The 25885-nt window shown below is 69.0% G+C and carries 25 protein-coding genes and 1 tRNA gene; 8 read left to right on the top strand and 18 right to left on the bottom strand.

Annotated features, from left to right (window positions below):
* Window positions 1-41: 41 nt before the first annotated feature.
* Complete coding sequence (locus tag AC3RCC_RS01100; RefSeq protein ID WP_492257333.1) at window positions 42-803, bottom strand: SDR family NAD(P)-dependent oxidoreductase; 762 nt, start codon at window positions 801-803, stop codon at window positions 42-44.
* A 139-nt stretch (window positions 804-942) separates the two neighbouring features.
* Here AC3RCC_RS01100 and AC3RCC_RS01095 point away from each other — a divergent pair, with 139 nt between their 5' ends.
* Together AC3RCC_RS01095 and AC3RCC_RS01090 are read left to right on the top strand one after the other, a co-directional pair.
* On the top strand, window positions 943-1707 hold the full coding sequence (locus AC3RCC_RS01095) for a FadR/GntR family transcriptional regulator (protein WP_291638668.1): 765 nt from the start codon (window positions 943-945) through the stop codon (window positions 1705-1707).
* On the top strand, window positions 1704-3014 hold the full coding sequence (locus AC3RCC_RS01090) for a four-carbon acid sugar kinase family protein (protein ID WP_492257332.1): 1311 nt from the start codon (window positions 1704-1706) through the stop codon (window positions 3012-3014). The genes AC3RCC_RS01095 and AC3RCC_RS01090 overlap by 4 nt, the downstream gene beginning before the upstream one ends.
* A 62-nt stretch (window positions 3015-3076) precedes the next feature.
* Here the strand turns inward: AC3RCC_RS01090 and AC3RCC_RS01085 are convergent, their stop codons facing one another.
* The 9 genes from AC3RCC_RS01085 to AC3RCC_RS01045 all read right to left on the bottom strand — a co-directional run bounded on the left by AC3RCC_RS01085 (window position 3077) and on the right by AC3RCC_RS01045 (window position 13383).
* Window positions 3077-4873: a cobalamin-dependent protein gene (locus AC3RCC_RS01085; RefSeq protein WP_492257331.1), complete on the bottom strand. Its 1797-nt coding sequence runs from the start codon at window positions 4871-4873 to the stop codon at window positions 3077-3079.
* A gap of 25 nt (window positions 4874-4898) precedes the next feature.
* Window positions 4899-5693, bottom strand: a complete 795-nt coding sequence (locus tag AC3RCC_RS01080; protein WP_492257330.1) for an aspartate dehydrogenase — start codon at window positions 5691-5693, stop codon at window positions 4899-4901.
* Window positions 5694-5704: 11 nt separating this feature from the next.
* Window positions 5705-6217 carry a cupin domain-containing protein gene (locus AC3RCC_RS01075; protein WP_291648151.1) on the bottom strand — a complete coding sequence of 171 codons (513 nt, stop codon included), beginning with the start codon at window positions 6215-6217 and terminating at the stop codon, window positions 5705-5707.
* Window positions 6218-6231: 14 nt separating this feature from the next.
* Window positions 6232-7845 carry an ABC transporter ATP-binding protein gene (locus AC3RCC_RS01070; protein ID WP_492257329.1) on the bottom strand — a complete coding sequence of 538 codons (1614 nt, stop codon included), beginning with the start codon at window positions 7843-7845 and terminating at the stop codon, window positions 6232-6234.
* 11 nt (window positions 7846-7856) lie between these two features.
* A complete protein-coding gene (locus tag AC3RCC_RS01065) occupies window positions 7857-8687 on the bottom strand; it encodes an ABC transporter permease (protein ID WP_291638674.1) in 831 nt (276 codons plus the stop codon).
* A 3-nt stretch (window positions 8688-8690) separates the two neighbouring features.
* Window positions 8691-9668 carry an ABC transporter permease gene (locus tag AC3RCC_RS01060; protein ID WP_291638675.1) on the bottom strand — a complete coding sequence of 326 codons (978 nt, stop codon included), beginning with the start codon at window positions 9666-9668 and terminating at the stop codon, window positions 8691-8693.
* 141 nt (window positions 9669-9809) lie between these two features.
* Window positions 9810-11414, bottom strand: coding sequence for an ABC transporter substrate-binding protein (locus AC3RCC_RS01055; protein ID WP_291638676.1), 1605 nt, complete (start codon window positions 11412-11414; stop codon window positions 9810-9812).
* A 49-nt stretch (window positions 11415-11463) separates the two neighbouring features.
* On the bottom strand, window positions 11464-12306 hold the full coding sequence (locus AC3RCC_RS01050) for a VOC family protein (RefSeq protein WP_291648157.1): 843 nt from the start codon (window positions 12304-12306) through the stop codon (window positions 11464-11466).
* 303 nt (window positions 12307-12609) lie between these two features.
* Window positions 12610-13383: a GntR family transcriptional regulator gene (locus tag AC3RCC_RS01045; protein WP_291638678.1), complete on the bottom strand. Its 774-nt coding sequence runs from the start codon at window positions 13381-13383 to the stop codon at window positions 12610-12612.
* A 137-nt stretch (window positions 13384-13520) separates the two neighbouring features.
* Between AC3RCC_RS01045 and AC3RCC_RS01040 the strand changes: the two genes are divergently transcribed.
* Window positions 13521-14300 (top strand): pyrroline-5-carboxylate reductase family protein, encoded by a 780-nt coding sequence (locus AC3RCC_RS01040; protein WP_492257328.1) that lies wholly within the window; start codon window positions 13521-13523, stop codon window positions 14298-14300.
* 13 nt (window positions 14301-14313) lie between these two features.
* On the opposite strand, the gene AC3RCC_RS01035 is transcribed toward AC3RCC_RS01040, so the two are convergent.
* The 5 genes from AC3RCC_RS01035 to AC3RCC_RS01015 are packed head-to-tail and all read right to left on the bottom strand — an operon-like array spanning window position 14314 to window position 18092.
* Window positions 14314-15066 (bottom strand): SDR family oxidoreductase, encoded by a 753-nt coding sequence (locus tag AC3RCC_RS01035; RefSeq protein WP_291648161.1) that lies wholly within the window; start codon window positions 15064-15066, stop codon window positions 14314-14316.
* A gap of 22 nt (window positions 15067-15088) precedes the next feature.
* Window positions 15089-16024, bottom strand: coding sequence for a 3-hydroxyacyl-CoA dehydrogenase NAD-binding domain-containing protein (locus AC3RCC_RS01030; protein ID WP_492257327.1), 936 nt, complete (start codon window positions 16022-16024; stop codon window positions 15089-15091).
* Between the two features lie 2 nt (window positions 16025-16026).
* Window positions 16027-16857 carry an alpha/beta fold hydrolase gene (locus tag AC3RCC_RS01025; RefSeq protein WP_492257326.1) on the bottom strand — a complete coding sequence of 277 codons (831 nt, stop codon included), beginning with the start codon at window positions 16855-16857 and terminating at the stop codon, window positions 16027-16029.
* Window positions 16854-17741, bottom strand: a complete 888-nt coding sequence (locus tag AC3RCC_RS01020) for a hypothetical protein (protein WP_492257325.1) — start codon at window positions 17739-17741, stop codon at window positions 16854-16856. Before AC3RCC_RS01020 ends, AC3RCC_RS01025 begins: the two co-directional genes overlap by 4 nt.
* A 27-nt stretch (window positions 17742-17768) precedes the next feature.
* Window positions 17769-18092 carry an NIPSNAP family protein gene (locus tag AC3RCC_RS01015; RefSeq protein WP_291648168.1) on the bottom strand — a complete coding sequence of 108 codons (324 nt, stop codon included), beginning with the start codon at window positions 18090-18092 and terminating at the stop codon, window positions 17769-17771.
* Window positions 18093-18352: 260 nt separating this feature from the next.
* Between AC3RCC_RS01015 and AC3RCC_RS01010 the strand changes: the two genes are divergently transcribed.
* The 3 genes from AC3RCC_RS01010 to AC3RCC_RS01000 are packed head-to-tail and all read left to right on the top strand — an operon-like array spanning window position 18353 to window position 21603.
* Window positions 18353-19339 carry a thiamine pyrophosphate-dependent dehydrogenase E1 component subunit alpha gene (locus AC3RCC_RS01010; RefSeq protein ID WP_492257324.1) on the top strand — a complete coding sequence of 329 codons (987 nt, stop codon included), beginning with the start codon at window positions 18353-18355 and terminating at the stop codon, window positions 19337-19339.
* A gap of 2 nt (window positions 19340-19341) precedes the next feature.
* Window positions 19342-20316, top strand: coding sequence for an alpha-ketoacid dehydrogenase subunit beta (locus AC3RCC_RS01005; RefSeq protein WP_291638686.1), 975 nt, complete (start codon window positions 19342-19344; stop codon window positions 20314-20316).
* A gap of 9 nt (window positions 20317-20325) precedes the next feature.
* Window positions 20326-21603 (top strand): acetoin dehydrogenase dihydrolipoyllysine-residue acetyltransferase subunit, encoded by a 1278-nt coding sequence (locus tag AC3RCC_RS01000; RefSeq protein ID WP_492257323.1) that lies wholly within the window; start codon window positions 20326-20328, stop codon window positions 21601-21603.
* A 385-nt stretch (window positions 21604-21988) separates the two neighbouring features.
* Here AC3RCC_RS01000 and AC3RCC_RS00995 read toward each other — a convergent pair.
* Window positions 21989-22064, bottom strand: a tRNA-Ala gene (locus tag AC3RCC_RS00995).
* Window positions 22065-22237: 173 nt separating this feature from the next.
* Complete coding sequence (locus AC3RCC_RS00990; RefSeq protein WP_291638474.1) at window positions 22238-22642, bottom strand: TIGR02300 family protein; 405 nt, start codon at window positions 22640-22642, stop codon at window positions 22238-22240.
* A gap of 333 nt (window positions 22643-22975) precedes the next feature.
* Between AC3RCC_RS00990 and cmk the strand changes: the two genes are divergently transcribed.
* Window positions 22976-23602: a (d)CMP kinase gene (cmk, locus tag AC3RCC_RS00985; RefSeq protein ID WP_291638504.1), complete on the top strand. Its 627-nt coding sequence runs from the start codon at window positions 22976-22978 to the stop codon at window positions 23600-23602.
* Between the two features lie 216 nt (window positions 23603-23818).
* Entirely contained in the window at window positions 23819-24631 is an 813-nt protein-coding gene (locus AC3RCC_RS00980) for a DUF1194 domain-containing protein (protein ID WP_291638475.1), read from the top strand.
* A gap of 33 nt (window positions 24632-24664) precedes the next feature.
* Here AC3RCC_RS00980 and AC3RCC_RS00975 read toward each other — a convergent pair whose 3' ends face one another.
* Window positions 24665-25861, bottom strand: a complete 1197-nt coding sequence (locus tag AC3RCC_RS00975) for a multidrug effflux MFS transporter (protein WP_291638476.1) — start codon at window positions 25859-25861, stop codon at window positions 24665-24667.
* Window positions 25862-25885: the final 24 nt, after the last annotated feature.

Here is a 25885-nt window from a genome sequence, read left to right as displayed (position 1 = left end):
GATATTGATATGAGGTATGATCTCTCTGGTACGATGAAGGCTCACGGTTCCATGACGTCGCCGCCGCTCACCACCAGCGTGTGGCCGGTGATGAAGGCGGCGCGCTCGGAGAGCAGGAAGGCGACGCCCTCGGCGATCTCGGCCGGCTGGCCGAAGCGTCCCAGCGGCATCGCCGCGAGCCGCGTCGGCAGCAGGGTCTGGTCGAGGCGACCGAGCATGTCGGTGTCGGTGAGCCCTGGCGCGACGGCGTTCACCCGCACATGCGGCGCCAGCGCCTCGGCGAAGCAGCGCATCATCGCGACGACACCGGCCTTGGCGGCGGAATAGTCGATCTGGCGCGAGCGCGGTCGCAGTGCCGCGATCGAGCTCAGGCAGACAACGCTGCCGAAGCCCTGCGCCAGCATCTGGTCCTTGACCTGCTGGATGGCGATGAAGACCCCGTCGAGATTGACGCGAACCGTTTCGCGGAACTGGTCGAGCGTCAGTTCGGAGTGGTGGCGCGGGCCGGTGGTGCCGGCATTGGCGACGAGATAGGAGATCGGCCCCAGCCGTTCATTTGCGGCGTTCACGGCTGCGGCAAAGGCGGCCTCGTCGCCGACATCGGCCTGGAACAGCTCGCAGGTGCCGCCGGCTGCCTCCACCATCGCTTTGGTCTCGGCCGCGGCCGCATGATTGGCGGCGTAGTTGAGCGCGATCTTCGCGCCACCCGCTGCAAGCCGCAGGCAGCAGGCACGGCCGATGCCTCGCGCTCCACCGGTGACCAAGGCAAGCCGGCCGGCAAATTCCGGCGCGATCTCCGTCATTGCGTCTCCAACCCTGTCTGCTTGCCGCTCATTGACGGCTCGTCTTTTCGTTAAAGGTATGATGTCTTGCCTTTTGAAAGGCTGTCAAGCTAAGTCTTGGCGAAAGAGCGGGCCGGTCAGCCCGCAGGCAGGTGAGACCATGGACGCCGGAACAGGCCGCCAGGACATGATGAACGGCAGGGGCAAGAAGCAGCTCAGCCGCCTCGAACTCGTCCTCGAACACATCAAGCAGCGCATCGCCGACGGCTCGCTCAGGCCGGGCGACCAGCTGCCGCCGGAGCTGGAACTGGCGCGGGAGCTGGGCTTGAGCCGCACGCCGGTGCGTGAGGCGGTCAAGGTGCTCGCGGCGGCCGGCGTCCTGATCGTGAAGCACGGCCATGGCACCTTCGTCAGCGCCGGCGCCCAGGCTTCCCTCGGCCAGCTTCTGCTGTTCGAGATCTACATGAAGGATACGACGCCGCAGAAGCTGATGGAGGTGCGGCTGCTCTTCGAGCGCGCCTGCGCCGAACTCGCCGCTCAGCGACGGACCGAGGCGGATCTCGCGGAGATGCGCGCCTGCATCGAGCGGCTGCGCCCGCTCGCCGGCGCCGATCCGATCGATTTCGACGCGACGGTCGAGGCCGATCTCGCCTTCCACCGCGCGATCTACCGCGCCGCCAAGAACGAGCTGGTTGAGACGCTGGCGAACTTCGTGCTGACCATGGTCTCGGGCTGGCTGCGCCGCTCGCACGCCCATGGCGGGCTCGCCGACACGGTGCGGCTGCACGAGATCATGTACACGATGATCGAGACGCGCAATTCCGGCGGCGCGCGCGAGGCCTATGGCGCCGAGGTCAATATGGAGCATTTCCGCAGGATTCTCGAGCAGATGGGAGCCCGAGAGGACGAGGCTGATCGCGGATGAGCGGGCCGGCCATCTGCTTCTACGGCGACGATTTCACCGGCGCCTCCGAGAACCTCGCGCAGTTCCACAAGCACGGCCTGCGCTGCCGGCTCTACTTCGAGCCTGCCGATCCGCAGCGTGTCCGCGCCGAGGCGGCGGAACTCGATGTCATCGGCATCGCCGGCGTCGCCCGTTCGCGCGCACCCGACCAGATGCGCGTGTTGCTCGGCGATGCGTTCCGGCTGTTCGGGTCGCTCGACACCCGGCTCAACCAGTACAAGATCTGCTCGACCTTCGATTCCGCACCGCAAACCGGCAATTTTTCCGTCGCGATCGCCGAAGCGCTCAAGGTCTGGCCAGGGGCTTTGCTGCCGGTGCTGCCCGCCACGCCGGATTTCGGCCGCTACACCGCCTTCGCCAATCATTTTTCGCGACATCGCGGCGAGATTCTGCGGCTCGATCGCAATCCGGCGCTGGTCGAGCATCCCTCGACACCGATGAACGAGGCTGATCTGCGCCGCCATCTCGCCAATCTCGGCGTCGAGGCGACGGCCGCGATCATGCTGCCGGAGCTCGGCCAGGATCGCGAGGCGCTCGCCCGGCTGATCGAGGCGCGCGGGGCCGGCGCCGTCCCGGTCGTGCTCGACACCGTCGACAATGCCCAGCTCGGCCATGTCAGCCGCGCGATCTGGCAGCTCGCGGCAAGGCGCGATGTATTCTGTCTGGCGGCGCAGGGGCTCCCGCAAGGCCTCGGCGGCGCGGTCGCAGCCCAGCTTGGCCGCAGCGCGGAACTGTCGCCCGGCCGGGTGCAGGGCGGCCCGGGGCTCGTGCTCTCGGGTAGTTGCTCCGCCCAGACCGCCGTCCAGCTCGCGGTGGCGGAAGCGGCGGGCTGGACCCTGCTGCATCTGCCGATCGAGCGGCTGGCTTCCAGCGACGACGCGCAGCGCGCCGTCGCGGCCGTGGCTCCTGCGATGGTCGCGGCCCTGCGCGCCGGCCGCTCGACCGCGGTCTTTACCGCGCGCGGCGAGGTCACGCAGGCTTTCGACCTCGCCCGCGCGCCCAGCGTTGGCCTCGCGCTCGCCGAGCTGTTCCGGCAGGCCGTGCGCGAAGCGGGGCTGCGGCGCGTCATCTTTGCCGGCGGTGACAGTTCAAGCTTTGCGATGCGCAGTTGCGGGGCCTATGCGCTCGAGATCGCGGTCTCCAGCGGCCAGCAGGCCAGCCATGTCTGCGCCCTGCTGGCCGATGACGAACTCAATGGCGTCGAGGTCGTCCTCAAGGGGGGGCAGGCGGGCAGCGACCGCTTCTTCCTCGATCCGATGTCAGGCTGAGGCGCGCCGGCGCATAGGCGGTCTGCTCCGGCCCGCATCAATGCGGGCCCGGATCCCGCGTGTCACATCGTCCGCCGGTCAGGTCGAGCCCGGTTGAGGTCGGCCAAGGCGCTCAGCTCCGCGACCAGGCGCTCTGGCGAGATGCAGGGAATGGCCCCGATCCTGGCGAGATCATCGGTGACGTCGACCGGCAGGCCGGAGTTCGAATCCTCGGGAATCTGGTTGAGGCGCCCGCCGATGCAGACCGGCAGGCTGGCCCCGGCGCGTTCGAGCGCCGCCAGCACCTCGGTCGCGAAGCGCAGGGCGATGCCATTATAGGTGCTGATCGCGATCACGTCGCAGCCATTCGCCAGGGCGATGGCGACGAGATCGTCGGGGTCGGCCGAGGTGCCACCATCGACCGGCTCGGCCTTGAGCTGGGTCAGGAGATGCTCGATCAGGCTCTTGCCGTGCTCATGCACGTCGCTGCTGGCGACGCAGACCTTGAGCCCCGCCTGGCCGATGCCGCTGCGAACCGGCGCCGCGACCTTGTCGAGCCAGGCTTCGGTCTCATGGCGGAGCTCCTCGACCCATTCGGCCTCGACGAGCGCGCGGCGTCCGCCCCAGGCGGCGCGGTCCTGCGTCCCGACGCCGTAGAGCGCTTCCAGCCGTCGTGGGCCGATACGGCGCAGAGCCAGCATGGTGGCGGCGGGATCGCGGATGTCGACGCCGATCTGCGCAAGTCCGGCAAGGACCCGGTCGCGGAACTGGTGCGCGCCGGTGACGAGCTTTCCCGCCATCGCATCGACCGGCGCGAGATCGATCAGGCCGAGGCTGGCGGAGGCATGCTCGACCAGCTTTCCAGCGAAGGTCTGGGCGTCGATGATCTCGTCGGTGTCGGGAATGCGCTCGTTCTCGGTGACCGGCACCGGGTTGATGGCATGGCCGCTGTGCTGCCGGCGCAGCGACCAGATATCGGCCTGGAGATAGCTGGCGAGGCTGGCGAAATTGCCGGCCGGGGTCGATTTGTAGCTGACCGTGTTGCCGAAGATCATGCTGCCGGGCGTGTCGGTCACCTGCATCAGTGCGTGATGGAAGGCGAGCCGCACCAGCGGCGCGGTGAAGTGGTGGCCGTAGCAATGCGAGGCGCGGGCGCCGATAAGCTCCTCGACGATATATTTCTCGACCAGAACCATGCCGAGCGCCGAGCTCATGTCGGAGAACAGGCCGGCGAAGCCGTCGTCGAGATTGGAATGGACGAGAACCTCGACCGGCTGGGCCGCGATCAGGCCGAGCGCGGTCACGGTGGCCTCGGTCGTCGCGACGTCGTCGTCCCAGTCGGGCAGGCGGAAGGTGAAGTACTGGCCGAGATTGCCGACCGTGGTGACGCCCGCCGCCAGGGCCGCGCGGGTATTCTCGACGGCCCCGGGAAGCCCGAGCATGAAATCGCCGAAATGCGCCGCGGCCGGGACGACGCCGGTGATGCGGGCGAAATCCTCCGGCCCGGTCAGCACGATGCCGGTGCCGCGCGGGCGCTTGTCGCGCTCGGCGATAGGATAGCCCATCGACCAGTCGAGGGTGATGCCGAAGCGGTCGACGGTGACGCCGCGCCCGGCACAGCTCTCATGCACGCTGCGGATCGCCTCCAGCGTGCGTTCGACGCTGCGAAAGCCGATATGGGCGTGCTGCATGATCCGGCCTTCGGCGGCCGTGCGGCGCTTGTAGTCGGCCTCGCAGGCGACCCGCGCCGTATCGAGGAAGAGATTGCGGCCGACCTGCCAGTCGCGCGCCATCACGGCGCCTTCGGTGAGCAGCTCATGGCCCGGTCGCAGCCGCGGCGGGACGAGGTCGGCGAGCGGTGGCAAGACAGGGGCGGTCATCTGGCGTTCTCCACCTGCCTGCCGGCTAGATCGCGATGCGATCGAACTGGCGGCGGATCGCGGCGGTCAGGCTCGCCGCCGTCAGGGCCGAGGTCTTCGGGTTGGCGGGTGAGGGCAGGTTGACGAAGCTCATCCGCGCGGTGCCGAGCGCGCTCGTCGCCTCGATCTCATGCGTGTTGCCGGCCGCGGCCGGGTCGGAGACGATCCTGACCGAGAGCCGGTCATGGCCGACGGCGAGCGCGATCGTCAGCCCGACATTGAGGTTCTTCGGATAGAGCTTGGCGGCTTCGCGCGCCGTGCCTTCGTAGAGCACAATCTCGGCCTGCGCGGCCTTCTCGGCGAGGCCGGCCGCTGCGAGCTCCGGCCTCCAGGCAGCCGGCGGCTTGCGCGAGGTGTAGCGGACTTCAGCGTCCTGCGTCTCGCGCAGCGCCGCGAGATAGTCGAGGCCGCCGACCGCGCCGGAGGGAACGATCAGCCGGGCGTCACCCTTCTGCGCGGCTTCGCCGAGGCGCAAGAGCAGGGCATCGTCGGCGAGCGCACCGGTCGAGGCCGGCAGCGCCGGGATGCCGGCGGCGAGCACCTGCGGCAGGGTCTCGGCGACGGCGGCATGGCCCGCGGCCTCGACCACGAGGTCGGGGCGCCAGGCCAGCAGCTCGCCAAGGCTGTCCTGGGCAGCGATGCTGGCGGGCAGGCTCGCCCGGCTCGGCGAGCCCGGTCGCAGCAGGCAGGCGAAGGCGAAGCCCTCGCCGCCAAGGCGGGCGTGAATGTCGCGCGCGATCGTGCCGAAGCCGATCAGCGCCAGGCGCCGCTCGCTCGCCATTCCAGCCTCCGTCAGGGCTTGCGCTGGTCGGCGGGCTGGGCCGCGAAGACCGTCTGGCGCTCGATCTCGAGCACGTTTTCGGGCCGCGGGAAATTCTCCGGCGCGGGCTCACCGGCCGAGCGCGGACGGCCGATCAGGCGGAAGAAGTCCTCGAGACCGTTCGGCACGATCAGCCAGACCCAGTGCAAATCCTCGGTGCCGTCGTTGATGAACATGTGGCGGCGGCTCTTGCCGACGAAGATCGCCGTGCCGGGCACGGCCGGGACGTCCTTGCCGTCGAGCACGGCGCGGCCCTTGCCCTTGATGAAGTAGATGACCTCCTCATGGCGGTCATGGCTGTGCTCGCGCACATAGCCGCCGGGCGGCACGGTCTGGGTGCCGAAGGCCAGCGGGTTGTCCATCTTGACCTTGGACGGGTCGAGCGCGACCTCGATATGGCCGTTGGCCGGCACGGGCTGCCAGAAGCTGGTGGCGGTGCCGGGCTGGACGACGAAGGTCTCGCCGGGTTCGTGGACTTCGCTCATGGCGCAAGGCTCCGTCAGTTGGCTCGTCCCGGCACGGCCGAGAGCAGCCTTTGGGTGTAGGGGTGCTGGGGCGCGGCGAAGATCTCGGCCGTCACGCCGTGCTCGACGACCTCGCCGCGCTGCATAATCGCGATCCGGTCGCAGATCTGCGCCGCGACGCGCAGGTCATGAGTGATGAAGATCATCGAGAGCGAGAGCTTGTCGCGCAGTTCGACCAGCAGCTTGAGCACCTGCGCCTGCACGGAGACGTCGAGCGCCGACACGGCTTCGTCCGCGACCAGCACCTTGGGTTCGAGGGCCAGGGCCCGGGCGAGGCCGATGCGCTGGCGCTGCCCGCCGGAGAATTCGTGCGGCAGCCGGTCGGTGGCGCTGGGGTCGAGGCCGACGAGCGCGAAGAGCTCCTTGGCCCGCGCCATTGCCACGCCATGCTTCGTGCCGCGCGCGATCAGGCCCTGGGTGACGAGGTCGCCGACCGTGCGGCGCGGATTGAGCGAGGCGTAGGGGTCCTGGAAGACCATCTGGACGAGATGGCGGTGGCGCCGCAGGCTCTCGCCTTGGAGCTTGCCGAAATCGACGCCGTCGAGTTCGATCGCGCCCTGGTCCGGGTCGAGCAGGCGCACGATGCAGCGGGCCAGCGTCGACTTGCCCGAGCCGGACTCGCCGACGATGCCGAGGGTCGCCTGGCTCGGCAATGCGATGCTCGCCGACTTGACCGCATAGGTCACGCGCTGCTTGCGGCCGAACCAGCCTCCGCCGCTGCGATAGGTCTTGGAGAGGTCGCTCACCGTCGCGATGCTGCGGTCGGGCAGCGTGCGCGGCGGCGGCGGCGTCAGGCTCGGCACGGCCGCGATCAGCGCCTTGGTATAGGGGTGCTGCGGGTTCTCCAGAACGGCCGCGGCGCTGCCGCTTTCGACCACCTTGCCGTGCTGCATCACCATCACCCGATCGGCGATCTCGGCGACCACGCCGAAATCATGGGTGATGAACAGCACCGACATGCCGGTGCGCCGCTGGATGTCGCGGATCAGCTTGAGGATCTGCGCCTGGATGGTGACGTCGAGCGCCGTCGTCGGCTCGTCGGCGATCAGGATCTTCGGCTCGAGCGCCAGCGCCATCGCGATCATCACGCGCTGGCGCTGGCCACCGGAGAGCTCGTGCGGATAGGCGCGATAGGCGGAGGCCGGTTCGGGAATGCCGACCTCGTCGAGCAGCTTGAGGGCGCGCGCCTCGATCTCGGCCTTCGGCAGATCGGTATGGGCGCGGAACATCTCGGCGATCTGGTCGCCGGCGGTCCGCAGCGGGTTCAGAGCCGTCATCGGCTCCTGGAAGATCATGCCGATCTCGGGGCCGCGGATCGCCCGCATCTCGTCCTCGGACAGGCGGACGATGTCGCGCTGGCCGAGCATGATCCTGCCGCCGCGGATCGGCAGCATCGGCGGCAGCAGCCCCATCAGGGCCGAGGCGGTCATCGACTTGCCCGAGCCGCTTTCGCCGACCACGCAGACGATCTCGCCGGCGTTCAGGGTCAGCGCCAGGTTCTCGACCGCATGGGGGCGGTCGGCGCCCTTGGGCAGGGCGATGGTGAGGTCCTCGATCCGGACGAGCGGAGCCGGGGCGGAGGCGTTCATCTCAGCGGCGCTCATCGGTTGCGAAGCCTCGGATTGAGCGCGTCGTTCAGCCCCTGGCCGACCAGCGAGACCGAGAGGATGGTCAGGAGGATGGCGACGCCGGGGATCGCCGAGACATACCATTCGCTGCGCAGCACCTTGCGGCCCTGGCCGATCAGATTGCCCCAGGAGGCGATGTTCGGATCGGAGAGATCGAGAAAGGCGAGGGCGCTTTCCAGCAGGATCGCGGTCGCCATCACGACGCTGCCATAGACGATGATCGGGGCGAGCGCGTTCGGCAGCACCTCGCGGAAGATGATCCAGCGATTGGTCAGGCCGAGCGTGCGGCAGGCCTGGACGAATTCGCGGTTGCGCAGCGTCAGGAACTCGGCGCGGGTCAGCCGCGCCACCGCCGGCCAGGAGACGACGCCGATCGCAATCGTCACCGCCGTGATGTTGGAGCCGACCACGACGACGAGGACGAGCAGCAGGATGAAGTTCGGCAGCGTCTGGAAGGCCTCGGTCAGGCGCATCAGCACATCGTCCGTCAGCCCGCCATAGAAGCCGGCGACGGCGCCGACCACGATGCCGATCGCGATCGCGATCAGGGTCGAGACGACGCCCATCAGCAGGGTGGTGCGGGCGCCATGGGCGATCTGGGCGGCGATGTCGCGGCCCGAGGCGTCGGTGCCGAGCAGGAAGCGGCCGGCGGGATTTGGCCATTGCAGCGGCCGGCCGGCGAGGCCGAGCGGATCACGCGGATAGAGCAGGTCGGCGAAGAGGGCGAGGCCGACGATGCCGACGAGGAGCAGGAGGCCGAACATCGCGGCCGGGCTCATCAGGAAATGCTTGAGGGCCTTCATGGCTCAGGCTCCCGCCGCGATGCGTGGGTCGAGCCGCGCATAGATCAGGTCGACGATGAAGTTCACGAGGATGACCATGATGGCGGAGACGAAGACGATGCCGAGCAGCGTGTTGAGATCGCGCTGCACCACGGATTCATAGGCGAGGCGGCCGATGCCGGGCAGCGAGAACACGCTTTCGATCACCACCGAGCCGCCGAGCATGGTGCCGGCCTGCAGGCCGATCAGCGTCACCATCGGCAGGAGCGCGTTGCGCAGCACATGCTTGCGGACAATCTCGCCGCGGGTCAGGCCCTTGGCCCGCGCCGTGCGCACGAAGTCGAGGGTCGAGACCTCGAGCATCGAGGCGCGCATGATGCGCAGATAGATGGCGAGGAAGATCAGCGCCAGCGTGATCGTCGGCTGGACGAGATGGCGGGCGATGTCGAGCACCAGCCAGATGCCGGTCGCGCCCGAACCGATCTCGTAGAACCCGCCCGGCGGCAGCCAGGCCAGCCAGATCGAGAACACGACGATGCTCATCAGGCCGAGCCAGAAGGAGGGCGTCGCGTAAAACAGCAGGCCGAGCAGCGAGATCACCGTATCGGCCCAGCCATTGACGCGCTGCGCTGAGACGATGCCGAGCACCATGCCGGCGAAGAAGGCGAAGCTCAGCGCCGAGAACATCAGCATCAGCGTCGCCGGCAGCCGCTCCAGGATCACGGTGGCGACGGGCTTGTTGTAGATGGCGGAAAAGCCGAGATCGAGCCGGACCAGCCGCCAGAGATAGTCGAGCAGGCGCACCGCGGCGCTGCCTTCCAGCCCGTAGAAGCGCCGCAGTTCCGCCGCCTGCGCCGGGTCGCCGCCGCCCATCTGCGCCATCAGCGCATCGACCGTGTCGCCGGGCGCGAACTGCAGGAGGATGAACAAACCGGCGAGCAGGATGAGCAGCGTCGGCACGCTGCTCATCAGCCGTCGTCCGGCCAGCTTCAGAATTTGCATGGCGTGCTCTTCCAGCGCCGAGCAAGCCGGGATGGCCGCACAAGGCGGGCCATCCGAGATCGCCAAGCGGTGCTTGTCAAAAGGCGTTCGTCAGGCCCGGAGCGGCCGGTCGCCAGGGACAGGCCGCTCCGGTGCGTCCGCTCAGGACTCGATCCACAGATCCGCCCAGTGGCTCGACGGCCAGCGCGGATTGTTGTGGTGGTTCTTCAGCTTCTTGCTGGTGACCGAGATGAACTGGCGTTCCGTCGCCATCCACAGCGGCACTTCGGTGTTGAGCAGCTTGACGATCTCCGGATACGCCGCCTTGCGCTTGGCGGGATCGATCTCGAAGGCCGCATCGTCCATCATCTTGTCGGCCTTGGGGTCGACCCAGCCCCACTGGTTGGTGAAGGCGGTGCCCTTCGGGCTGCCCGAGCGGTACCAGACCATGGTGCTGATCGCCGGGTCGGCGCGATAGATGTGCCAGCCGGTCGAGAGGTCGTAATCCCAGTCGCGATAGACGGCGGTGAGATAGGTCGCGGCGTCCGGACGCTGGAGCTCGACCTTGATCCCGACCTGCTGCAGCGACTGCTGGATGAAGGTCGACCAGAGCGGGATGTCTTCGCCGAAGGGCGGGCTCAGCATCTTCAGCGAGAAGCGCACCCCGCCGGCGCCGCGCTTGAAGCCGGCCTCGTCGAGCAGCGCGTTCGCCTTCTTGACGTCGAAGGCATAGTCCGGCGCGCCCGGCTTGTAGAAATTGGTCGAGACGGACGGGATCGGCCCATGGGCGCGCTTGCCGTTGCCGTACAGGAAGTTCTCGATGAAGAAGTCGGTGTCGACCGCGTGGATGATGGCGCGGCGCACGCGCACATCCGCGAGCTCCTTGCGGCGCAGGTTGAACTCGATCGTGTTCTGGAAGGGCTGGCGCTCATTGCCGCGCGAGGAGACCTCGAAGCGCGGATCCTTGCCGAGCCGGTCGATATCGGCCAGCGGCAGCGAGGAGTAGTTGCTCATATGGACCTGGCCGGCCTCGATCGCGGCGGTCGCGGCGGCCTTGTCGGTGATGAAGCGCCAGACGATCTTGTCGAGATAGGGATAGCCCTTGCGCCAGTAGTCCGGGTTGCGCTCGGCGATGACGTATTGGCCGCGCTCATACTGCGCGAACTTGAACGGCCCGGTCCCGATCGGCGCGACGTTTGCCGGGTTGTCGAGGATGTTGGTGCCCTCGTAGATGTGCTTGGGCGCGATGTAGCCGAGGTCCGGCGCCGCGCCCATGAACAGGTCCATCGGCATCGGGCGGCTGTAGCGGAAGATCGCGGTATGCGCGTCCGGCGTGTCGACCGCCTCGAGGGCCGAATGCAGCGCCGTGCCGTAGTTCAGGTGCTTCTTCCACAGCTCCATCGCCGTGTACTGGACGTCGGCCGAGGTGAAGGGCTTGCCGTCATGCCACTTCACGCCTTCGCGCAGCTTGATGGTGATGGTCTTGCCGTCCGGCGAGCCTTCCCAGCTCGTCGCCAGCATCGGCTCGAGCTCGCCCTTCTCGTTGAGGTCGACCAGCGGCTCCATGATCTTGGAGGCGATGACATAGACGCCCGTCGAGGCGCGCAGGGCCGGGTTCAGGATGCGCTGCTCCTGCGGCATGTGCACCGTGATCGTGCCGCCGCGCTTCGGCTCCTGGGCGAAGGCGCCGGCGGGCAAGGCGGCCGCCAGCGCAAGGGCGCCGGCGCTGGCGAGCAGATGGCGCCGGGTCGGATGTCCTGCAGTCATAGTCCCCTCCATTATTGCGGTTGCTTGTGAAATTCTGTCTGGCCGCCGGTCAGTCGGGCCGGCGTGGTGCCGTTTCCCAGCCGATCAGAGCCCCGTCGACGGCGGCGCAGGGCAGGCCCCCCGGTCCGGTCCATTCCGCGAAGGGCTGCGCGCGGGCGAAGTCGTCGCAGGCGAGCACGACGCCGCAGGGTGGCAGCGCGTCGCCGGGATTGCGGCCCCAGCGCTGCGCGAACCGCGTGGCATCGACGAAGACGAAATCCGCTCCGCGTGGCCGCATCGCGACCGTGCAGGCGCCGTCGCGCTCTCCGACCGAAAGCGACAGCAGCCGGGCGCAGAGCTCGGCCTCGGTACGCGGATCGGCGGCGACGATCTCGATGCGCTTCAGGGCGCGGGCGCCGTTGCGATGTTCGACCAGGCTCGGCAGCCAGACCGTCTCGCGGGTGAGATGCTGGCAGGCGAACAGGCGTGCCCCACCCGGCGCCGGTTCAAGCGGCCATTGGAAGATGCGGAAGCCGGCCTCGCCGGTGCGGCCGCCCTCGAGATCGACGGGGCGGCGGAACTCGAAGGGCCCGGTGCTGCCCTCGAAGCCGTCGCGCTTCAGCGCGGCCAGCCCGGCCTCGGCGTCGTCGGTCCGCATGGCGAGGCGTTCCAGCCCCGCGCCGTCGGCCAGGAAGGCGCGCGTCGGTGCGTTGAATTCGGTCGCGGCGAGCACGCCGAGGAGTTCGACATAGTCGTCCTCGAACATGATCGTGTGGTTGGCGGTGCCGAGATAGTCGCTGTGCAGGCCGCGTGGCGAGACCGTGAAGCCGAGGGCCTGCCAGCGCTCGGCCGACACCGTGAGATTGCTCACGGCGATGACGATGTGGTCGAGCCCAAGGACGTGGTCGCGCATCCGGCAAAGGTTCCATGCGAGGCGGGATTTCCCCGATGGCTAGACCGTGTCATAAGTGCATGCAGTTGTACAGGCACTTTTGGCGATCTCTTGCTCAGCTTCTGCGCAAGGCTTGGTCCCGGTTGGTGAAATGCGGAGCAAAGCCATGTCAGCCCTGTCTCGGCCAGCCATGATGGAATGAAGAAAAGCGCTTTGAATTCAATGCCTGGACAGAGTGCGGCAACGAAAGGGACGTGGCGGGCGCCAGCCTTGGCCGGGGCCTGCCGTCACCGTCCGGAATATGGCGAGGCCGAGGGCGTCGGACTATTTCCGGGCGCGGGAACGTCCGCGGCGCGGTGTGGACTGCTCGGGCAGGAAGATCTTGAGCAGGGCTTCCTTGAGCACGGCGCGGGCTTCGGCGAAGGTCAGCGAGATGTGGCTGCGCAGGATCTCGATGCCGCGGTCGCGGTCGCGGTCGACGATCGCCTGGACGATGCGGCTGTGATCCTCGACCAGGCTCCAGTGCTGCGGCCCGTTCTCGATCTGGACGCGGCGGACGAAGCGGATGCGCGCATTGACGCCGATCAGCTGGCGGACGATCTCGGGATTGTTGGCGAGCTCGGCGAGATGGACGTGAAAGCCTTCGTCGAGTTCGAGAATCTCGTCGGGATCCTTGTTCTCGTAGCGGACGCGGGCATCGGCCCAGAAGGCCTGGAGCCGGGCGATCCCGGCCTCGTCGGCGCGCTCGCAGGCGAGGGCGAAGGCCCCGGTCTCGATGATCGAGCGCATCTCGAACAGGTCGAGCAGGTCGTCGATGTCGACGCCGCGGAAGCAGAAGCCGCGATTGGGCGTGAACACCACGAAGCCTTCGGAGGCGAGCCGGTTGAGCGCCTCACGGACCGGCGTGCGCGACAGATCGAGCATCTGCGCGAGATGGACCTCGTTGATTCGCTCCGCGGGTCGCATCTTGAATTCGACCAGCTGCTGCCGGATCGCCTTGTAGGCGCGTTCAGCGCTGTCGGCCGCGCGGCGCGGCGCGATGGATTTCACGCCCGTCTTGTCGGGGTCGACGCTGGGAGCCTTTGCGGTGTCCGGCATTCCGCCTCTCTTTACGGCCGATCTGCTGCCGCGACGTTCGCGGCCTCACGACGCTCGACGTTTCAAATGGTGTCGCGGCCAAAAATCAACCACCGATCGCAAACCCGCCCGGTGGTGTGTGCACTCATGGATGCATTATGACCAGAATAGGCTTTCTCGGCGTCGGCCATCTCGCACAGGAGATCATCGCCGGTCTCCTGCGCAGCGGGTTGCCGGCGTCGGAACTCGTCCTGTCGTCGCGCGGCTATGGCCCGGAACTGGCGGCGCGGCACGGGATCGATCTCGCAACGGATAATCTGGAGCTCGTGGCGGTGGCCGATATCGTCCTGCTGGCGACGCGCCCCTGCGACGCGGTTGCAGCGGTCTCCGGCCTCGGCTGGCGTTCCGGCCAGATTCTGGTCTCGGCCTGTGCCGGCGTGCAGTTGAACGCGCTTCGGGCGGCCGCGGCGCCGGCGCAGGTCGCGCGGATCATGCCGCTGACCGCCTCCTCGCTCGGGGCGAGCCCGACGACCGTCTATCCCGATCTGCCGGCGCTCCGGCCGTTGCTGGAGCGGCTCGGCTCGGTGATTCCGCTCTCGCACGAGGCCGAGTTCGAGACCGCGACCGTCAGCGCCGCGATCTATGGCTGGGCGCAGATGCTGATCGGCCTCGGCCGCGACTGGTCGGTGGCCCATGGCATGGCGCCGGATGCCGCACGGCGCCTGGCGGCCGAGACCTTCGTCGCCGCGGGGCGGATGATCGCCGAACGGCCCGAAACCGGCGAGGCTCTGCTGCAGAGCCTGGTGACGCCGGGCGGCATCACCGAATGCGGATTGCAGGTCCTCACGGCCGAAGGCGTCGAGGCGAGCTGGCAACTGGCCTGCGACGCCGTGCTGGCGAAGCTGACCGATGGCGCCCCGGTCGACCGGGGCGCCTGAACGCTTCTGCGGCTCAGCCCTGCACGGACTTGAAGACATGGCCGCCCACGGCCTGGTCGGTCGGCGAGATCTCGATCTCGGTGACGTCGACATGCTGCGGCAGGCTGAGCACGGCGGCGATGGTCTCGGCGATGTCCTGCGGCTGCAGGGCCCGGACATTGCCGTACATCGTGTCGTGCAGCTTGCTGCGGTCGCCGCCGAAGGCGCGCAGATAGATCTCGGTCTCGACGCGTCCCGGTGCGAGATCGGTGATCCGGACATTGCTGCCGGCCAGATCGTAGCGCAGCGAGCGGCAGGCATGGGACAGGCCGGCCTTGGCGCCGCCATAGGCCGAGGTCCCCGCCAGCACGCCGCGCGCCGCCGTGGTGGTGATGTTGACCACATGGCCGCGCCGGCGCGCGACCATGCCGCCGAGCAGGGCGCGCATCAGCAGCATCGGCGCGGTCAGGTTGACCGCGATCGTCTCGGCGATCTCCTCGGCGCTCTGCTCGTAGAGCGGCTTCACCGTCGCGACCATGCCGGCATTGTTGACGAGGACGTCGATCTCGGCGCCGGCGAGGCTGGCGACGATCGCGTCGGGGTCGCGCACATCGGCGATGACGGGCAGGACGCCGAGCTCGTCGACGACGCCGTCGAGCGCCTCGCGGCTGCGGGCGACGCCGTAGACGCTCATGCCGAGCCCGGTCAGGCGGCGGCAGATCGCGGCTCCGATGCCGCGCGAGGCGCCGGTGACGAGGGCTGTACGGTAGGGAAAGTCCGTGGCCATGCGGGGGCTCCCGTTGCTGTCCTCAGAGGGCGGCGCGCTGCGTCATCACGCGCAGCAGGTCGACGAGCCCGGCATCGCGCTGGTCGCGCAGTTCGGCATCGCTGCGTTCGCCGATCGCCTCGCGGACCTCGCGCGAGACGCGCGTGATCGTCTCCGGCTGCAGCTTCGCATCACCGAGATCGTCCCAGATGTCCTGATAGGTCTTGCCGTATTTGGTCAGGAAGGACTCGATGCCGTCGGCGTTGAGGTGGTTCGAGATGAACGAGCCCTGTAGCGTCCATTTCGGGCCCGGCCCGTAGCAGAAGGCGCGGTCGACATCCTCGGCGCTGGCGACGCCGCTCTCGACCAGCGCGATCGCCTCGCGCCACATCGCGCCCATCAGGCGCAGCGCCAGATGCCCGGTGACCTCCTTGCGCAGCACGGCCGGCTTCTTGCCGAGCGCCTCGTAGAAGGCGCGCGTCTGCTCGACGACCTCAGGAGAGGTCTCGCGCCCGCCGACGATCTCCACCAGCGGCATCAGATGGACCGGGTTGAACGGGTGGGCGAGGACGACGCGCTGCGGCCGCGTGCATTTCGCCTGCATCTCCGAGACCAGCAGCGCCGAGGAGGAGGAGGCGATCACCACGTTCTCGCCGACATGCCGCTCGATCCCTGCCAGCAGATCCTGCTTGAGGTCGAGGCGTTCGGGGCCGGATTCCTGAACGAAGGCGGTTCCGGCCAGCGCCTTGCCGAGATCGGTCGAGAAGCGGATAGGGCCGCGCGCGGCCCGCGCCGGCGCCAGGCGCTCGAGATCGTCGATCAGGGCCGGGTGCAGCGCCTGGAACGCCTCCCAGCGTGCCGGGTCGGGATCGTAGCAGGAGACCTCGTAGCCGTGATGGGCGAAGGTCGCCGCCCAGCGCTGGCCGATCGTGCCGAGCCCGACGACGCCGATCGGCCCGCGCTCAGGGGTGATGTCCATGATCATGTCCTCGTCTCGGCGGCGGGGAGCCCGTCGCGCAGAAAATCCAGCACCGCGTCGCGGTAGAGCGCGGGCTCCGCCCGCATGGCGTAATGGCCGCCGCGCGGCAGCAGCCGCAGCTCCGCCTGTGGGATCGCGTCCGCGAGGCGCTGCGACAGATAGGCGGGCGTCACGATGTCGTCGGCCGCGACCACGACGCGCACCGGGGCGGCGATCTGCGCCAGCCGGTCATGGGCGTCGTGGCCGAGCACGGCGAGCATGCGCTCGCGCACCACTGCGGCATCTGTTGGCTTCGAGCGCGCTGCGGCTGCTCGCAGCTCGGCTTCGACGACGGCGTCGTTCGCATCGAGCCAATAAGGGGCGTTGAGCAGCGTCGCGGCATGGCGGCGATAGGCGTCGATGCCGAGCTGGTCGAGCAATTCGATCCGCCCGGCGAAGAGGCGGCGCATATAGGCGCAAGGGCGGGCGAAGGTCGCCGACAGCACCAGCCGCGAGACGCGTTCGGGATGAGCGAGCGCCAGGCTCTGCGCGATCGCGCCGCCGGTGGAATGGCCGAGGATGGCGGCGCAGGCGATGCCGAGCTGGTCGAGCAGGCCGACGAGGTCCTCGCGCATCGCGGCGATGCTGGTCGGCCCTTCCAGAGCCGAGGAGCCGCCGACGCCGCGATGGTCATAGGTGACGACCCGGAAATGCGGGGCGCAGATCTCGGCGAAGGCGTTCCAGAACGAGGCCAGCCCACCGAGGCCCGAGATCAGCACGAGCGCCGGGCCTTCGCCGCGGACCGTGTAGGCGAGGGCCCCGCCATCGGGAAGGGAGGCGAGCCCGGTATTCATGGCGCGTTCGCCTCGGTGCCGGCCTCGTCGAGAGCCGATCTCGCGGCCTCGTTCACCGCCGACCACGGAATGCGCAGGTCGAGCCAGGCCGCCAGCCGGCCGGCGCAGAGGATTGCCTCGTCGGTCAGTTCGGCGAGCGGAATCTCCTCGCGGCCGAACGCCGCCTCCAGGGCGAAGATCGCCGCCGCGCTCTCGCCGAGATGGCAGAAATCGCGCAGCCTCGTTGCGGCCTTGTTGCAGGCGACAGCGGCGATGCGGCGCGAGACGCGCGCCTCTTCCGTCGCAAGGCCACCGCGCACCCACCAGAGCAATTCGTGCAGGATGCGGGCCTCGGACTCGGCGAGGAAGAGCGGTCCGGCCGGGTGCATGGTGGCGCGCGAGGCCAGCAGGGTCTCGATATCGGCCGGCGAGGCGCTCCAGAGCCTTTGCCTGATGGCGACGAGGTCTGCCGGCAGCGGCGGGGCAGCGGCGCTCACCGGCGGGGCGGTTTCGGCATGCGTCAGGCCGCCGGAGAACAGCCTGCGCCCGTGCTGCTCGCGCAGGCGCAGGCCGAGCGCCTGCAGTTCGGGCAGCCCGCCCTCGATCTGGCCGAGCAATGTCACCTCGGCCGTCTCGGCCTGGAGCGGTGCGAAGATCAGCTCGAGGAATTGCCGGGCGGGCCAGTACAGGAAGGCGCCCGGTTGCGCCTCCATCACGTCGACGCCGCCCTCGGCGTCCTCGACGAAGGGGGCGTGCCAGTAGATGTGCTGGCCGGCGATCTTCGGCGTGTGCAGCTGCAGCGCCGCCGGCAGCGTCGCGCTGAGCGCCGCGAGGGTTCGCGGCGCCCGAGCCGCGTCACAGGCGATCCGCCAGCGCGTATCGCCGATGTGGAAATCGAGTTTCATGAATGGCGTCCGGCGCGGCGCGTGGGCTCAGCCCTTCGGGTTGAAGAACGAGACCGGCTTGAGGATCTGGTTGCGCATGTCGAGCAGCGGGTCGGCCTCCACGACCTGCCGGCGATAGGCCTGCCAGGCGGGATCGGCCTCCATGGCGTCGCGGCGCGCCTCGCGATCGGCCAGGCTGTCGTATTTCCAGAGGTGAACGACCCGGCTGAGCTCGCCGATATGGGTCTGGAAGAAGCCGAAGGGCTCGCCGAGATACTGGCGCTGCATCGGCAGGCCGACATCCTCGTAGAGTTTCAGGAAGTCGTTCAGGCGGTTTGGGCGGGCCGTATAGACGCGGTGGTCGAAGATCATCGTGCTTCTCCATGCTCCGGCGGAAGGCCGCCCGTTCTGTCCGATGGTGCCGCCGCCCGCTGCTCGCGATCGGAGGGCGTCCGTGCCGCCCTGCGGTTGGTTCCGCCGTGCGTTTCAAGACTGCATTATCTTGTGTAGACACTTATAGCGCTGTGCCGCCGACTGCGCTAGGGTCCCCGTCGGCAAAAGGCACGGCGCGCCGGAGCCGCGCTTGCCCTCGAGGGCGGGCGATGCTGCGCGGCGCGGGGAGAAGGGTGGCGATGAAGAACTCACCGACGGTCGAGGAGCAGCTGGAGATGCTGCGGCGTATGGTGGCGGTTCGCCATCTCGAGGAGCGCCTCGGCGAATTGCACAAGGCCGGCAAGACGCGCGGGCCGATCCATCGCTGCGACGGCCAGGAGGCGGTCGGCATCGGTGCGACCGCGATGCTCGACGACGAGGACCTGCTGACCAGCACGCATCGCGGCCACGCGCATTATGTCGGCAAGGGCGTCGGCATGCATCCGATCGTCGCCGAGATCCTCGGCCGCGCCACCGGCGCCTGCGCCGGCCGCGCCGGGCATATGCTGATCGCCGACATGCAGAAGGGCCTGCTCGGCGGCAACGCCATCGTCGGCGGCGGCATTCCGGCGGCGACGGGCTTCGCCGTCTCGCTGCAGATGAAGAACCGGGCCGATGGCGGCCAGCGCGTCGCCATGTGCATCTTCGGCGACGGCGCCGCGCAGACCGGCATCTGCCACGAATCGATGAATATCGCGGCGCTGTGGAAGCTGCCGGTCGTCTTCGTGCTCGAGCACAATCAGTACGGGCTGACCGCGCATCACTCGACGCAGTCCTCCGTGCCCGACCTTTCGGTCCGTGCGGCGGGCTACGGCATGCAGAGCGAAATCGTCGACGGCAATGACGTGATCGCCGTCCACCGCGCCGTCGGCACCGCGGTCGAGCGGGCAAGGCGCGGCGAGGGGCCGTCCCTCGTCGAGGCCAAGACCTATCGCATGGTCGGCTTCTCGACGAGCGATGTCGGCGGCTACCAGAAGGACGAGGACCTCGCCATCTGGCGCGAGCGCGACCCGATCGTGCTGGCGCGCGCCATGCTGGCCGACAGCGTCCCGGCCGAGCGTCTCGACGCCCTTGCGAGCGAGGCGCGCGCCGAGGTCGATGCCGCGGTCGAGCGGGCGCTGAGCGACCCGCTGCCCACCTTCACCGACCATGCGCCGAGCGCGCCCTACACCGTCGCGGGAGCCTGACCATGGCGATGATGCGTTATGCCGAGGCGCTGCGTGCGGCGCTGCGCGAGGAGATGCAGCGCGATCCATCCGTCTGGCTGATGGGCGAGGACATCGCCGTCTATGGCGGCGTCTTCAAGGTCTCCAGGGACCTGCTGGAGGAGTTCGGGCCGGAGCGCGTGCGCGATACGCCGATCTCCGAGCAGACGCTGACCGCGATGGCTGTGACCGCGGCCATGGCCGGCACCCGGCCGGTGCTCGAGATCATGTATGCCGACTTCCTGCCGCTCAGCGTCGACGCGCTGATGAACCAGGCCTCGATCTACAACTACATCTGGAACGGGCAGGTCACGATGCCCTTCGTGCTGCGCACGCAAGGCGGTGGCGGCGCCGGCGCAGGCGCGCAGCATTCCAAGAGTCTCGACGCGCTCGTCGCGCACATCCCCGGCATCAAGGTCGTCGCGCCGGCGACGGCGGCCGACGCCAAGGGGCTGCTCAAGGCGGCGATCCGCGACGACCATCCGGTGGTCTTCCTCGAGCACAAGCTGCTCTACAACAGCCGCGACGAGGTGCCCGATGGCGAGCATCTCGTCGAGATCGGCAAGGCGCGCATTGCCCGCGCCGGCACGGATGTCTCGATCATCGCCTCCTCGAAGATGGTGGTCGACGCGTTGAAGGCCGCCGAGGAGCTGGCGAAGGAGGGCATCTCGGCTGAGGTCGTAGACCTGCGCACCCTGCGCCCGCTCGATCGCGAGACGATCCGGGCCTCGATCGCCAGGACGCACCATGCGGTGGTGGTCAATGAGGGCTGGCGCTTCTGCGGCTATGCCGCCGAGCTCAGCGCGACGATCATGGAGTGCTGCTTCGACGAGCTCGATGCGCCGGTCGAGCGCGTCGCGACCCACGACATCCCGATTCCCTACAGCGAGCCGCTGGAAAGCACCGTGCTGCCCGATGCCGCCAAGATCGCGGCGGCGGCGCGCCGGGCGCTGGCCTGAGGAGTGGACATGTCTGGTGACATCACGCTCGCCGGGGGTGCCGGCGAATATATGGAAAGCGCGACCGTCGTCTCCTGGTCGGCCGGGGTCGGCGATCCCGTCAAGGCGGGCGAGGTCGTCGTCGTCGTCGAGACCGCCAAGGCCGCGACGGAGATCGAGGCGGAGCGCGACGGCATCCTCGTCGAAATCCTGACGCCCGAAGGTTCGGAGGTCGGCATCGGCGCCGTTCTGGGCCGCATCGCCGACAGTCTTCCGGCGCCTGTGCCGCAGGCTGCGGCCCAGCCGTCGGTGCCGGCTCCGGACATGCCGGTCGCACCGGCCGGCCCGGCCTCTGCGGCCATCGCCGGCGAGGCCGGCCGGCGCATCAGCATCTCGCCGCTGGCACGCCGCCTGGCGCGCCAGGCCGGTCTCGATCCGGCCGGCCTCACCGGCAGCGGGCCGGGTGGGCGGATCAAGAGCCGCGACGTGGAGCGGGCCTTGCGCGAGCGGCGGCCGGTACCGGCCGCCGTGACTGCGGCACCGGCCCGGCCGGTTTCCGCGATACCGGCGACGACCGCCGCCCCGCTCGTCCTGATCCACGGCTTCGGCGCCAATGCGGCGGCCTGGAACATGCTCCGGCCGCATCTCGATGGCGGGCGCCAGGTCCTGACCCCGGAACTGCCGGGCCATGGCCGCGCCGCGGCCCTGTCGAGGCCCTCGCTGGACGATCTCGCCGAGGCGGTGCTCGCGCAGATCGAAGCGAGCGGCGCGCGCGAATGCGATCTCGTCGGCCATTCGCTCGGCGGCGCCGTCGCGGCGGTCCTGTCGGGCAATCTTTCTGTGCGGGTCCGCTCACTCACCCTGATCGCCCCGGCCGGCCTTGGCCCGGAGATCGACGGGGCCTTTCTCGCCGGCTTCCTCGCGGCCGGTACCCCGGAAAGCCTGCAGCCCTGGCTCGAGCGCCTGGTCGGCGATGCCGCAACGCTGCCGCGCGGCTATGCGCAGGCCGTGCTGCGGGAGCGCGAGCGTTTTGGCGTCGGTGCGGCCCAGGCCGAGCTGGCGCAGTCGCTCTTTCCGGATGGCACGCAGGCGATCCGGATCGCCGCCGATCTCGAACGCTTCACAGGACCGCTCAAGGTCATCTGGGGCCGAGGCGACCGCATCGTTCCGCAGGGCCATCAGAGCGATCTGCCTGGTCATGCCGCTTGCCACCGGCTCGCCGGCGCCGGGCACATGCCTCATATCGAAGCGTCCGCCCTCGTCGCGCGGCTGGTCATGCAGAACCTGCGTGGCGCCGAGTCGAATTGACCCGAGAGGCCGAGAACATCGGGCCGAGAAGCAGAAGCCGCTCTTCGGACGAAGCCGATGCATAGACAATGGCCTGGATCGCCGGCCCGCGACCGGTAGGGCGCTCGGCGGTCCAGCTGCGACGTCATGCGATGACGCGTTGCGAATGCCCGCGGCATGGTCGTCGCCGCGTCGGGCGTCCGGTTGATTTCAAATCCGCCGATGATTCGGCCGCCGATCGTTCGGAACGCGAATCCGCCGCCGGTAGTGCTGCTGGAAGGCTGCGGATGCGGAGGAGGCGCGCCATTCAGTGGGGCGCGGTCCGTACCGGGAAGCCGGCACGCCAGCGCGTCAAGGCGCCGAAATCAGACGATGTCTGGGGGGTGTCGCCGATGTCTGGGAGATTTGGTGGAGCCAGGCGGAATCGAACCGCCGACCTCTTGAATGCCATTCAAGCGCTCTCCCAACTGAGCTATGGCCCCACTATCGCAGCCACCTTGGGGAGCGGCTGGAATTCTCTTATCGCCGGCTCCGGTGGAGCCCTGCGCCTCGTCGCGGCAGCGACGAAGCGCTCTATAGGCAGGCTTTCGCCTGGACACAAGCCCGAATGTGAAGCGCGTCCCGCTTTTTCATTCGGGCCTGGAAAAAGGGCGCCTCAGGCGTCCTCGTCACCCTCGATGTCGCCATCGATCAGGTCGGAGACGTCGTCGTCGCCTTCCTCGTCCTCTTCCAGGAAGGTGTCGTCATCGTCGGCGCTGCTGCCGTCGTCTTCGATCTCGATATCGTCGTCGCTGGTGACGACAGCCTCCTTCTCGGAGGCTTCCGCATCGGCCTCGTCGAGCGAGACGAGCTCGACCGCGCCGTCGCCGGCCTCGGTCTCGTCCTCGTCATCGCTCGGCTTGGCTGCGGCAACGGCCGCCGCCTTGGCCTGCGGTTCGAACACCGAACGCGGATAGGATTGCCCGGTATAGGGGGAGACGATCGGATCCTTGTCGAGATCGTAGAATTTGCGGCCTGTCACGGGACAAACGCGCTTGGTGCCAAGTTCCGGTTTCGCCACGGCGTCGGACCTTCGAGTTACGTGCGGAAAGGGTTCTGAAAAGCAGGGGCGTCCGTTAGTCGGGCAGGGCGCGCCTGTCAAATACTGATTTCTCCCGTGCCGGCGGGCGGCCCGCATGCCGCAAAACCACCCGGCCCCGACGCGCGGGCTCGGGCAAGAAAAACGGCTCCCCCTTGCCCGCACCATGCTCTAGAGCAGGAGATGAAAAGCGAAGGCCGGCGCTGCTGAAGCCGGCCCCCCCCGCGCCGCCGGCCTGCCGAGAACCCAGAGACGCCCGTGACCCTGCCGCAACAGCCCATTCAGACGAGCGTGACCGCCGGTCTCGCCGCGCCTCTGGTGATCGCGGTCGATGGCCCGGCAGCCTCGGGCAAGGGGACGCTGGCGCGTCGGCTCGCCGCGCATTTCGGCCTGCCTTATCTCGATACCGGGCTGCTCTACCGAATGGTGGCGCGGGCCATGCTCGATGCCGGGCAGGACCTGAACGATCCGCAGGCCGCGGCGGCGACCGCGGCCGGCTTCGACGAGAGCGGCTTCGACGAGGACCGGCTGCGCGGTCGCGAGATCGGCGAGGCCGCGTCGGTGGTCGCCGCGATTCCGGCCGTCCGCCGGGCTCTCATCGATCGGCAGCGCCGCTTCGCCGCCGCTCCCGGCGGAGCGGTGCTGGACGGGCGCGACATCGGCACGGTGATCTGCCCGCAGGCGACGGCGAAGCTCTTCGTCACGGCGACGCCGGAGGTCCGCGCGGCGCGCCGGCACAGGGAACTGGCGGGCCGTGGCGACACGGCGTCCTTCGAGGGCATTCTCGCCGATATCCGCCGGCGCGATGCCAGGGATAGCGGCCGCGGCGATGCGCCGCTGAAGGCGGCCGAGGACGCGATCCTGCTCGACACCTCGGCGTTGGGCGTCGACGAAGCCTTCGCCGCGGCACTCGCGATCGTCGAGAAGCGCCGCGCCGCCTGACGGCGATCATCTGCGCCGGAGCAGTATCGGGAGCACCGGCCGGTTCGCGAAGCTGGATCACATTTGCGGGAACCCGCCCCTGATTGCCCAGCTTTCATGCTTGGCGGCGCTGGAAACTCGGAGCAGACTTCCTTCACATTCGTTTGAAGCCGGCCTTCGCCCGAATCATCTTCGCGTTCCGGCGTCACGCTTCGACGGCAGATGATGGAGGTGACGATGCGGCCCTGGCTGTTCGGTCTCTTGAGTCTCTCGGCCGCGGCGTTCTGGCCGGCCACCGCGCCCGAGGCCCAGCCGGCGGCGTCCCCGCCCGAGGAGGTCGATGTCGCGCTGGTCCTGGCCGTCGACGTCTCCTATTCGATGGATCTCGACGAGCTCGCCTTGCAGCGCAACGGCTATATCGAGGCCTTCCGCTCGCGCCAGTTGCACGAGGCCATCGCCAAGGGCTCGATCGGCAAGATCGCGGTGACCTATTTCGAATGGGCCGGCGGCGACTTCCAGCACATCGTCAAGCCCTGGACCGTGATCGAATCGCCGCAATCGGCGATCGCCTTCGCCGAGGAACTGGGCGAGGCGCCGACACGGCGTGGCCGGCGTACCTCGATCTCGGGCGCGATCGATCTCAGCATGGCCCTGCTCGAGCAGAGCAATGTCGTCGCCATGCGCAAGGTCATCGACATTTCCGGCGACGGCGCCAACAATGACGGCAGGCCGGTGACCCAGGCCCGTGACGCCGCCCGCGACAAGGGCATCAGCATCAACGGCTTGCCGGTGATGCTGAAGGCGGCGAGCTATTTCGACATCGACAATCTCGACGTCTATTACGAGGACTGCGTCATCACCGGCGTCGGAGCCTTCGTCATCCCGATTCGCGAGCGCCACCAGTTCGTCGACGCGACCCGGACCAAGCTGGTCCGCGAGATCGCCGAGGTCCCCGCTGGCGAGGCTCTGCTCCAGAAGGCGCAGTCCCGCCCGCCCAGGGTCGGCTGCATGGCCGGCGAGCGGCAATGGCGCGACCGCATGGGTAATTGAGCGGCTGCGGCTTTGCCCGGCCTGGCAGCGCCTTCAGCGCTTCTGGGCGCGGGCCGCCGCGCTGGCGCGGAACAGCGCCAATGCCGCCACGCCGATCGCCGACATCACCAGCGGCAGCGGCAGGGCCGACGCCTTGAGGAGGTGGCCGACCAGCAGGCCGACACAGCCCGAGAGCAGCATCTGGCAGAGCCCGGTGAAGGAGGAGGCGGCTCCGGCCCGGTCCGGAAAAGGCATCATCGCCGCCGCCTGCGATTGCGGCATGGTCAGGCCGACGCCGCAGGCATAGACCGCCATCGGCAGGATGACGCCGAGCGGCCCGCCGAAGCCGCTGGCGACGCAGACCAGCATCGCAATGCCGCCACCGGCGAGGCAGGCGACGCCGAGCGCGATCACCCCGTCGAGACCGCGGGGCCCGACCAGGCGCTGGGCCAGGATCGTCCCGAGAATGTAGCCGAGCACCACGCAGCCGAAGGACAGGCCGTAGACCGGCGGGGTCAGGCCGTAGATCCCGATCAGGACGAAGGAGGAGCCGGAGATGAAGGAGAAGAGCCCGGCATAGGCGAGCGAGGTCAGGCTGACATAGACGCGATAGGCCGGGTTCTGCAGCAGCACGCCAAAGCCGCGGAAGATCGCGAGCAGGGACAGCTTCTCCGGCGAGCGCCGGCGGATCGTCTCGGGCATGATCGTCGCGACCACGGCGAGCACGGCGAGCCCGACGAGCAGCGTCGCGATGAAGGTCGAGCGCCAGCCGAAGGCGTTCTGCAGCAGGCCGCCGACGACCGGCGCGACGGCCGGGACCAGCCCCATGATCATGCCCATGCGGGCGAGTTCGCGGCCGGCGCGCGGCCCGTCATAGAGATCGCGGACCATGGCGCGGCCGAGCACGATCGGCCCGGAGGCGCCGAGCGCCTGGGCGAAGCGCGCGCCGATCAGCGCCTCGATCGAGGGCGCGAAGGCGCAGGCGAGCGTCATGACCAGGAAGAGGCCGAGGCCGATCAGCAGGACGGGCCGGCGCCCGAGCCGGTCGGAGAGCGGGCCCCAGACGATCTGGCCGGCGGCGAAGCCGAACAGGAAGGCCGAGAGCGTCGCCTGGGCGCCGGCGATGTCGGTGCCCAGCGCCCGGGCGATCTCCGGCAGCGAAGGCAGGTAGAAATCGGTCGAGAGCGGGCCCAGCGCGGTCAGCATGGCGAGGACGGCGGTCATCGCCAGCGTGTCTGGGCGCAAGGTCATGGAACGGCTCTCTGATCGGTCAGC

It is taken from the genome of Allobosea sp. GW823-FHT01F03 (genome assembly GCF_058798075.1).
The sequence above is the reverse complement of the archived record's forward strand: the minus strand, read 5'-3'. Positions and strand labels throughout refer to the sequence as shown.

Bases quoted from the DNA above. Each gene is read 5' to 3' on its own strand.
- AC3RCC_RS01100 (WP_492257333.1), bottom strand. From the start codon at position 803: ATGACGGAGATCGCGCCGGAATTTGCCGGCCGGCTTGCCTTGGTCACC.
- AC3RCC_RS01095 (WP_291638668.1), top strand. From the start codon at position 943: ATGGACGCCGGAACAGGCCGCCAGGACATGATGAACGGCAGGGGCAAG.
- AC3RCC_RS01090 (WP_492257332.1), top strand. From the start codon at position 1,704: ATGAGCGGGCCGGCCATCTGCTTCTACGGCGACGATTTCACCGGCGCC.
- AC3RCC_RS01085 (WP_492257331.1), bottom strand. From the start codon at position 4,873: ATGACCGCCCCTGTCTTGCCACCGCTCGCCGACCTCGTCCCGCCGCGG.
- AC3RCC_RS01080 (WP_492257330.1), bottom strand. From the start codon at position 5,693: ATGGCGAGCGAGCGGCGCCTGGCGCTGATCGGCTTCGGCACGATCGCG.
- AC3RCC_RS01075 (WP_291648151.1), bottom strand. From the start codon at position 6,217: ATGAGCGAAGTCCACGAACCCGGCGAGACCTTCGTCGTCCAGCCCGGC.
- AC3RCC_RS01070 (WP_492257329.1), bottom strand. From the start codon at position 7,845: ATGAACGCCTCCGCCCCGGCTCCGCTCGTCCGGATCGAGGACCTCACC.
- AC3RCC_RS01065 (WP_291638674.1), bottom strand. From the start codon at position 8,687: ATGAAGGCCCTCAAGCATTTCCTGATGAGCCCGGCCGCGATGTTCGGC.
- AC3RCC_RS01060 (WP_291638675.1), bottom strand. From the start codon at position 9,668: ATGCAAATTCTGAAGCTGGCCGGACGACGGCTGATGAGCAGCGTGCCG.
- AC3RCC_RS01055 (WP_291638676.1), bottom strand. From the start codon at position 11,414: ATGACTGCAGGACATCCGACCCGGCGCCATCTGCTCGCCAGCGCCGGC.
- AC3RCC_RS01050 (WP_291648157.1), bottom strand. From the start codon at position 12,306: ATGCGCGACCACGTCCTTGGGCTCGACCACATCGTCATCGCCGTGAGC.
- AC3RCC_RS01045 (WP_291638678.1), bottom strand. From the start codon at position 13,383: ATGCCGGACACCGCAAAGGCTCCCAGCGTCGACCCCGACAAGACGGGC.
- AC3RCC_RS01040 (WP_492257328.1), top strand. From the start codon at position 13,521: ATGACCAGAATAGGCTTTCTCGGCGTCGGCCATCTCGCACAGGAGATC.
- AC3RCC_RS01035 (WP_291648161.1), bottom strand. From the start codon at position 15,066: ATGGCCACGGACTTTCCCTACCGTACAGCCCTCGTCACCGGCGCCTCG.
- AC3RCC_RS01030 (WP_492257327.1), bottom strand. From the start codon at position 16,024: ATGGACATCACCCCTGAGCGCGGGCCGATCGGCGTCGTCGGGCTCGGC.
- AC3RCC_RS01025 (WP_492257326.1), bottom strand. From the start codon at position 16,857: ATGAATACCGGGCTCGCCTCCCTTCCCGATGGCGGGGCCCTCGCCTAC.
- AC3RCC_RS01020 (WP_492257325.1), bottom strand. From the start codon at position 17,741: ATGAAACTCGATTTCCACATCGGCGATACGCGCTGGCGGATCGCCTGT.
- AC3RCC_RS01015 (WP_291648168.1), bottom strand. From the start codon at position 18,092: ATGATCTTCGACCACCGCGTCTATACGGCCCGCCCAAACCGCCTGAAC.
- AC3RCC_RS01010 (WP_492257324.1), top strand. From the start codon at position 18,353: ATGAAGAACTCACCGACGGTCGAGGAGCAGCTGGAGATGCTGCGGCGT.
- AC3RCC_RS01005 (WP_291638686.1), top strand. From the start codon at position 19,342: ATGGCGATGATGCGTTATGCCGAGGCGCTGCGTGCGGCGCTGCGCGAG.
- AC3RCC_RS01000 (WP_492257323.1), top strand. From the start codon at position 20,326: ATGTCTGGTGACATCACGCTCGCCGGGGGTGCCGGCGAATATATGGAA.
- AC3RCC_RS00980 (WP_291638475.1), top strand. From the start codon at position 23,819: ATGCGGCCCTGGCTGTTCGGTCTCTTGAGTCTCTCGGCCGCGGCGTTC.
- AC3RCC_RS00975 (WP_291638476.1), bottom strand. From the start codon at position 25,861: ATGACCTTGCGCCCAGACACGCTGGCGATGACCGCCGTCCTCGCCATG.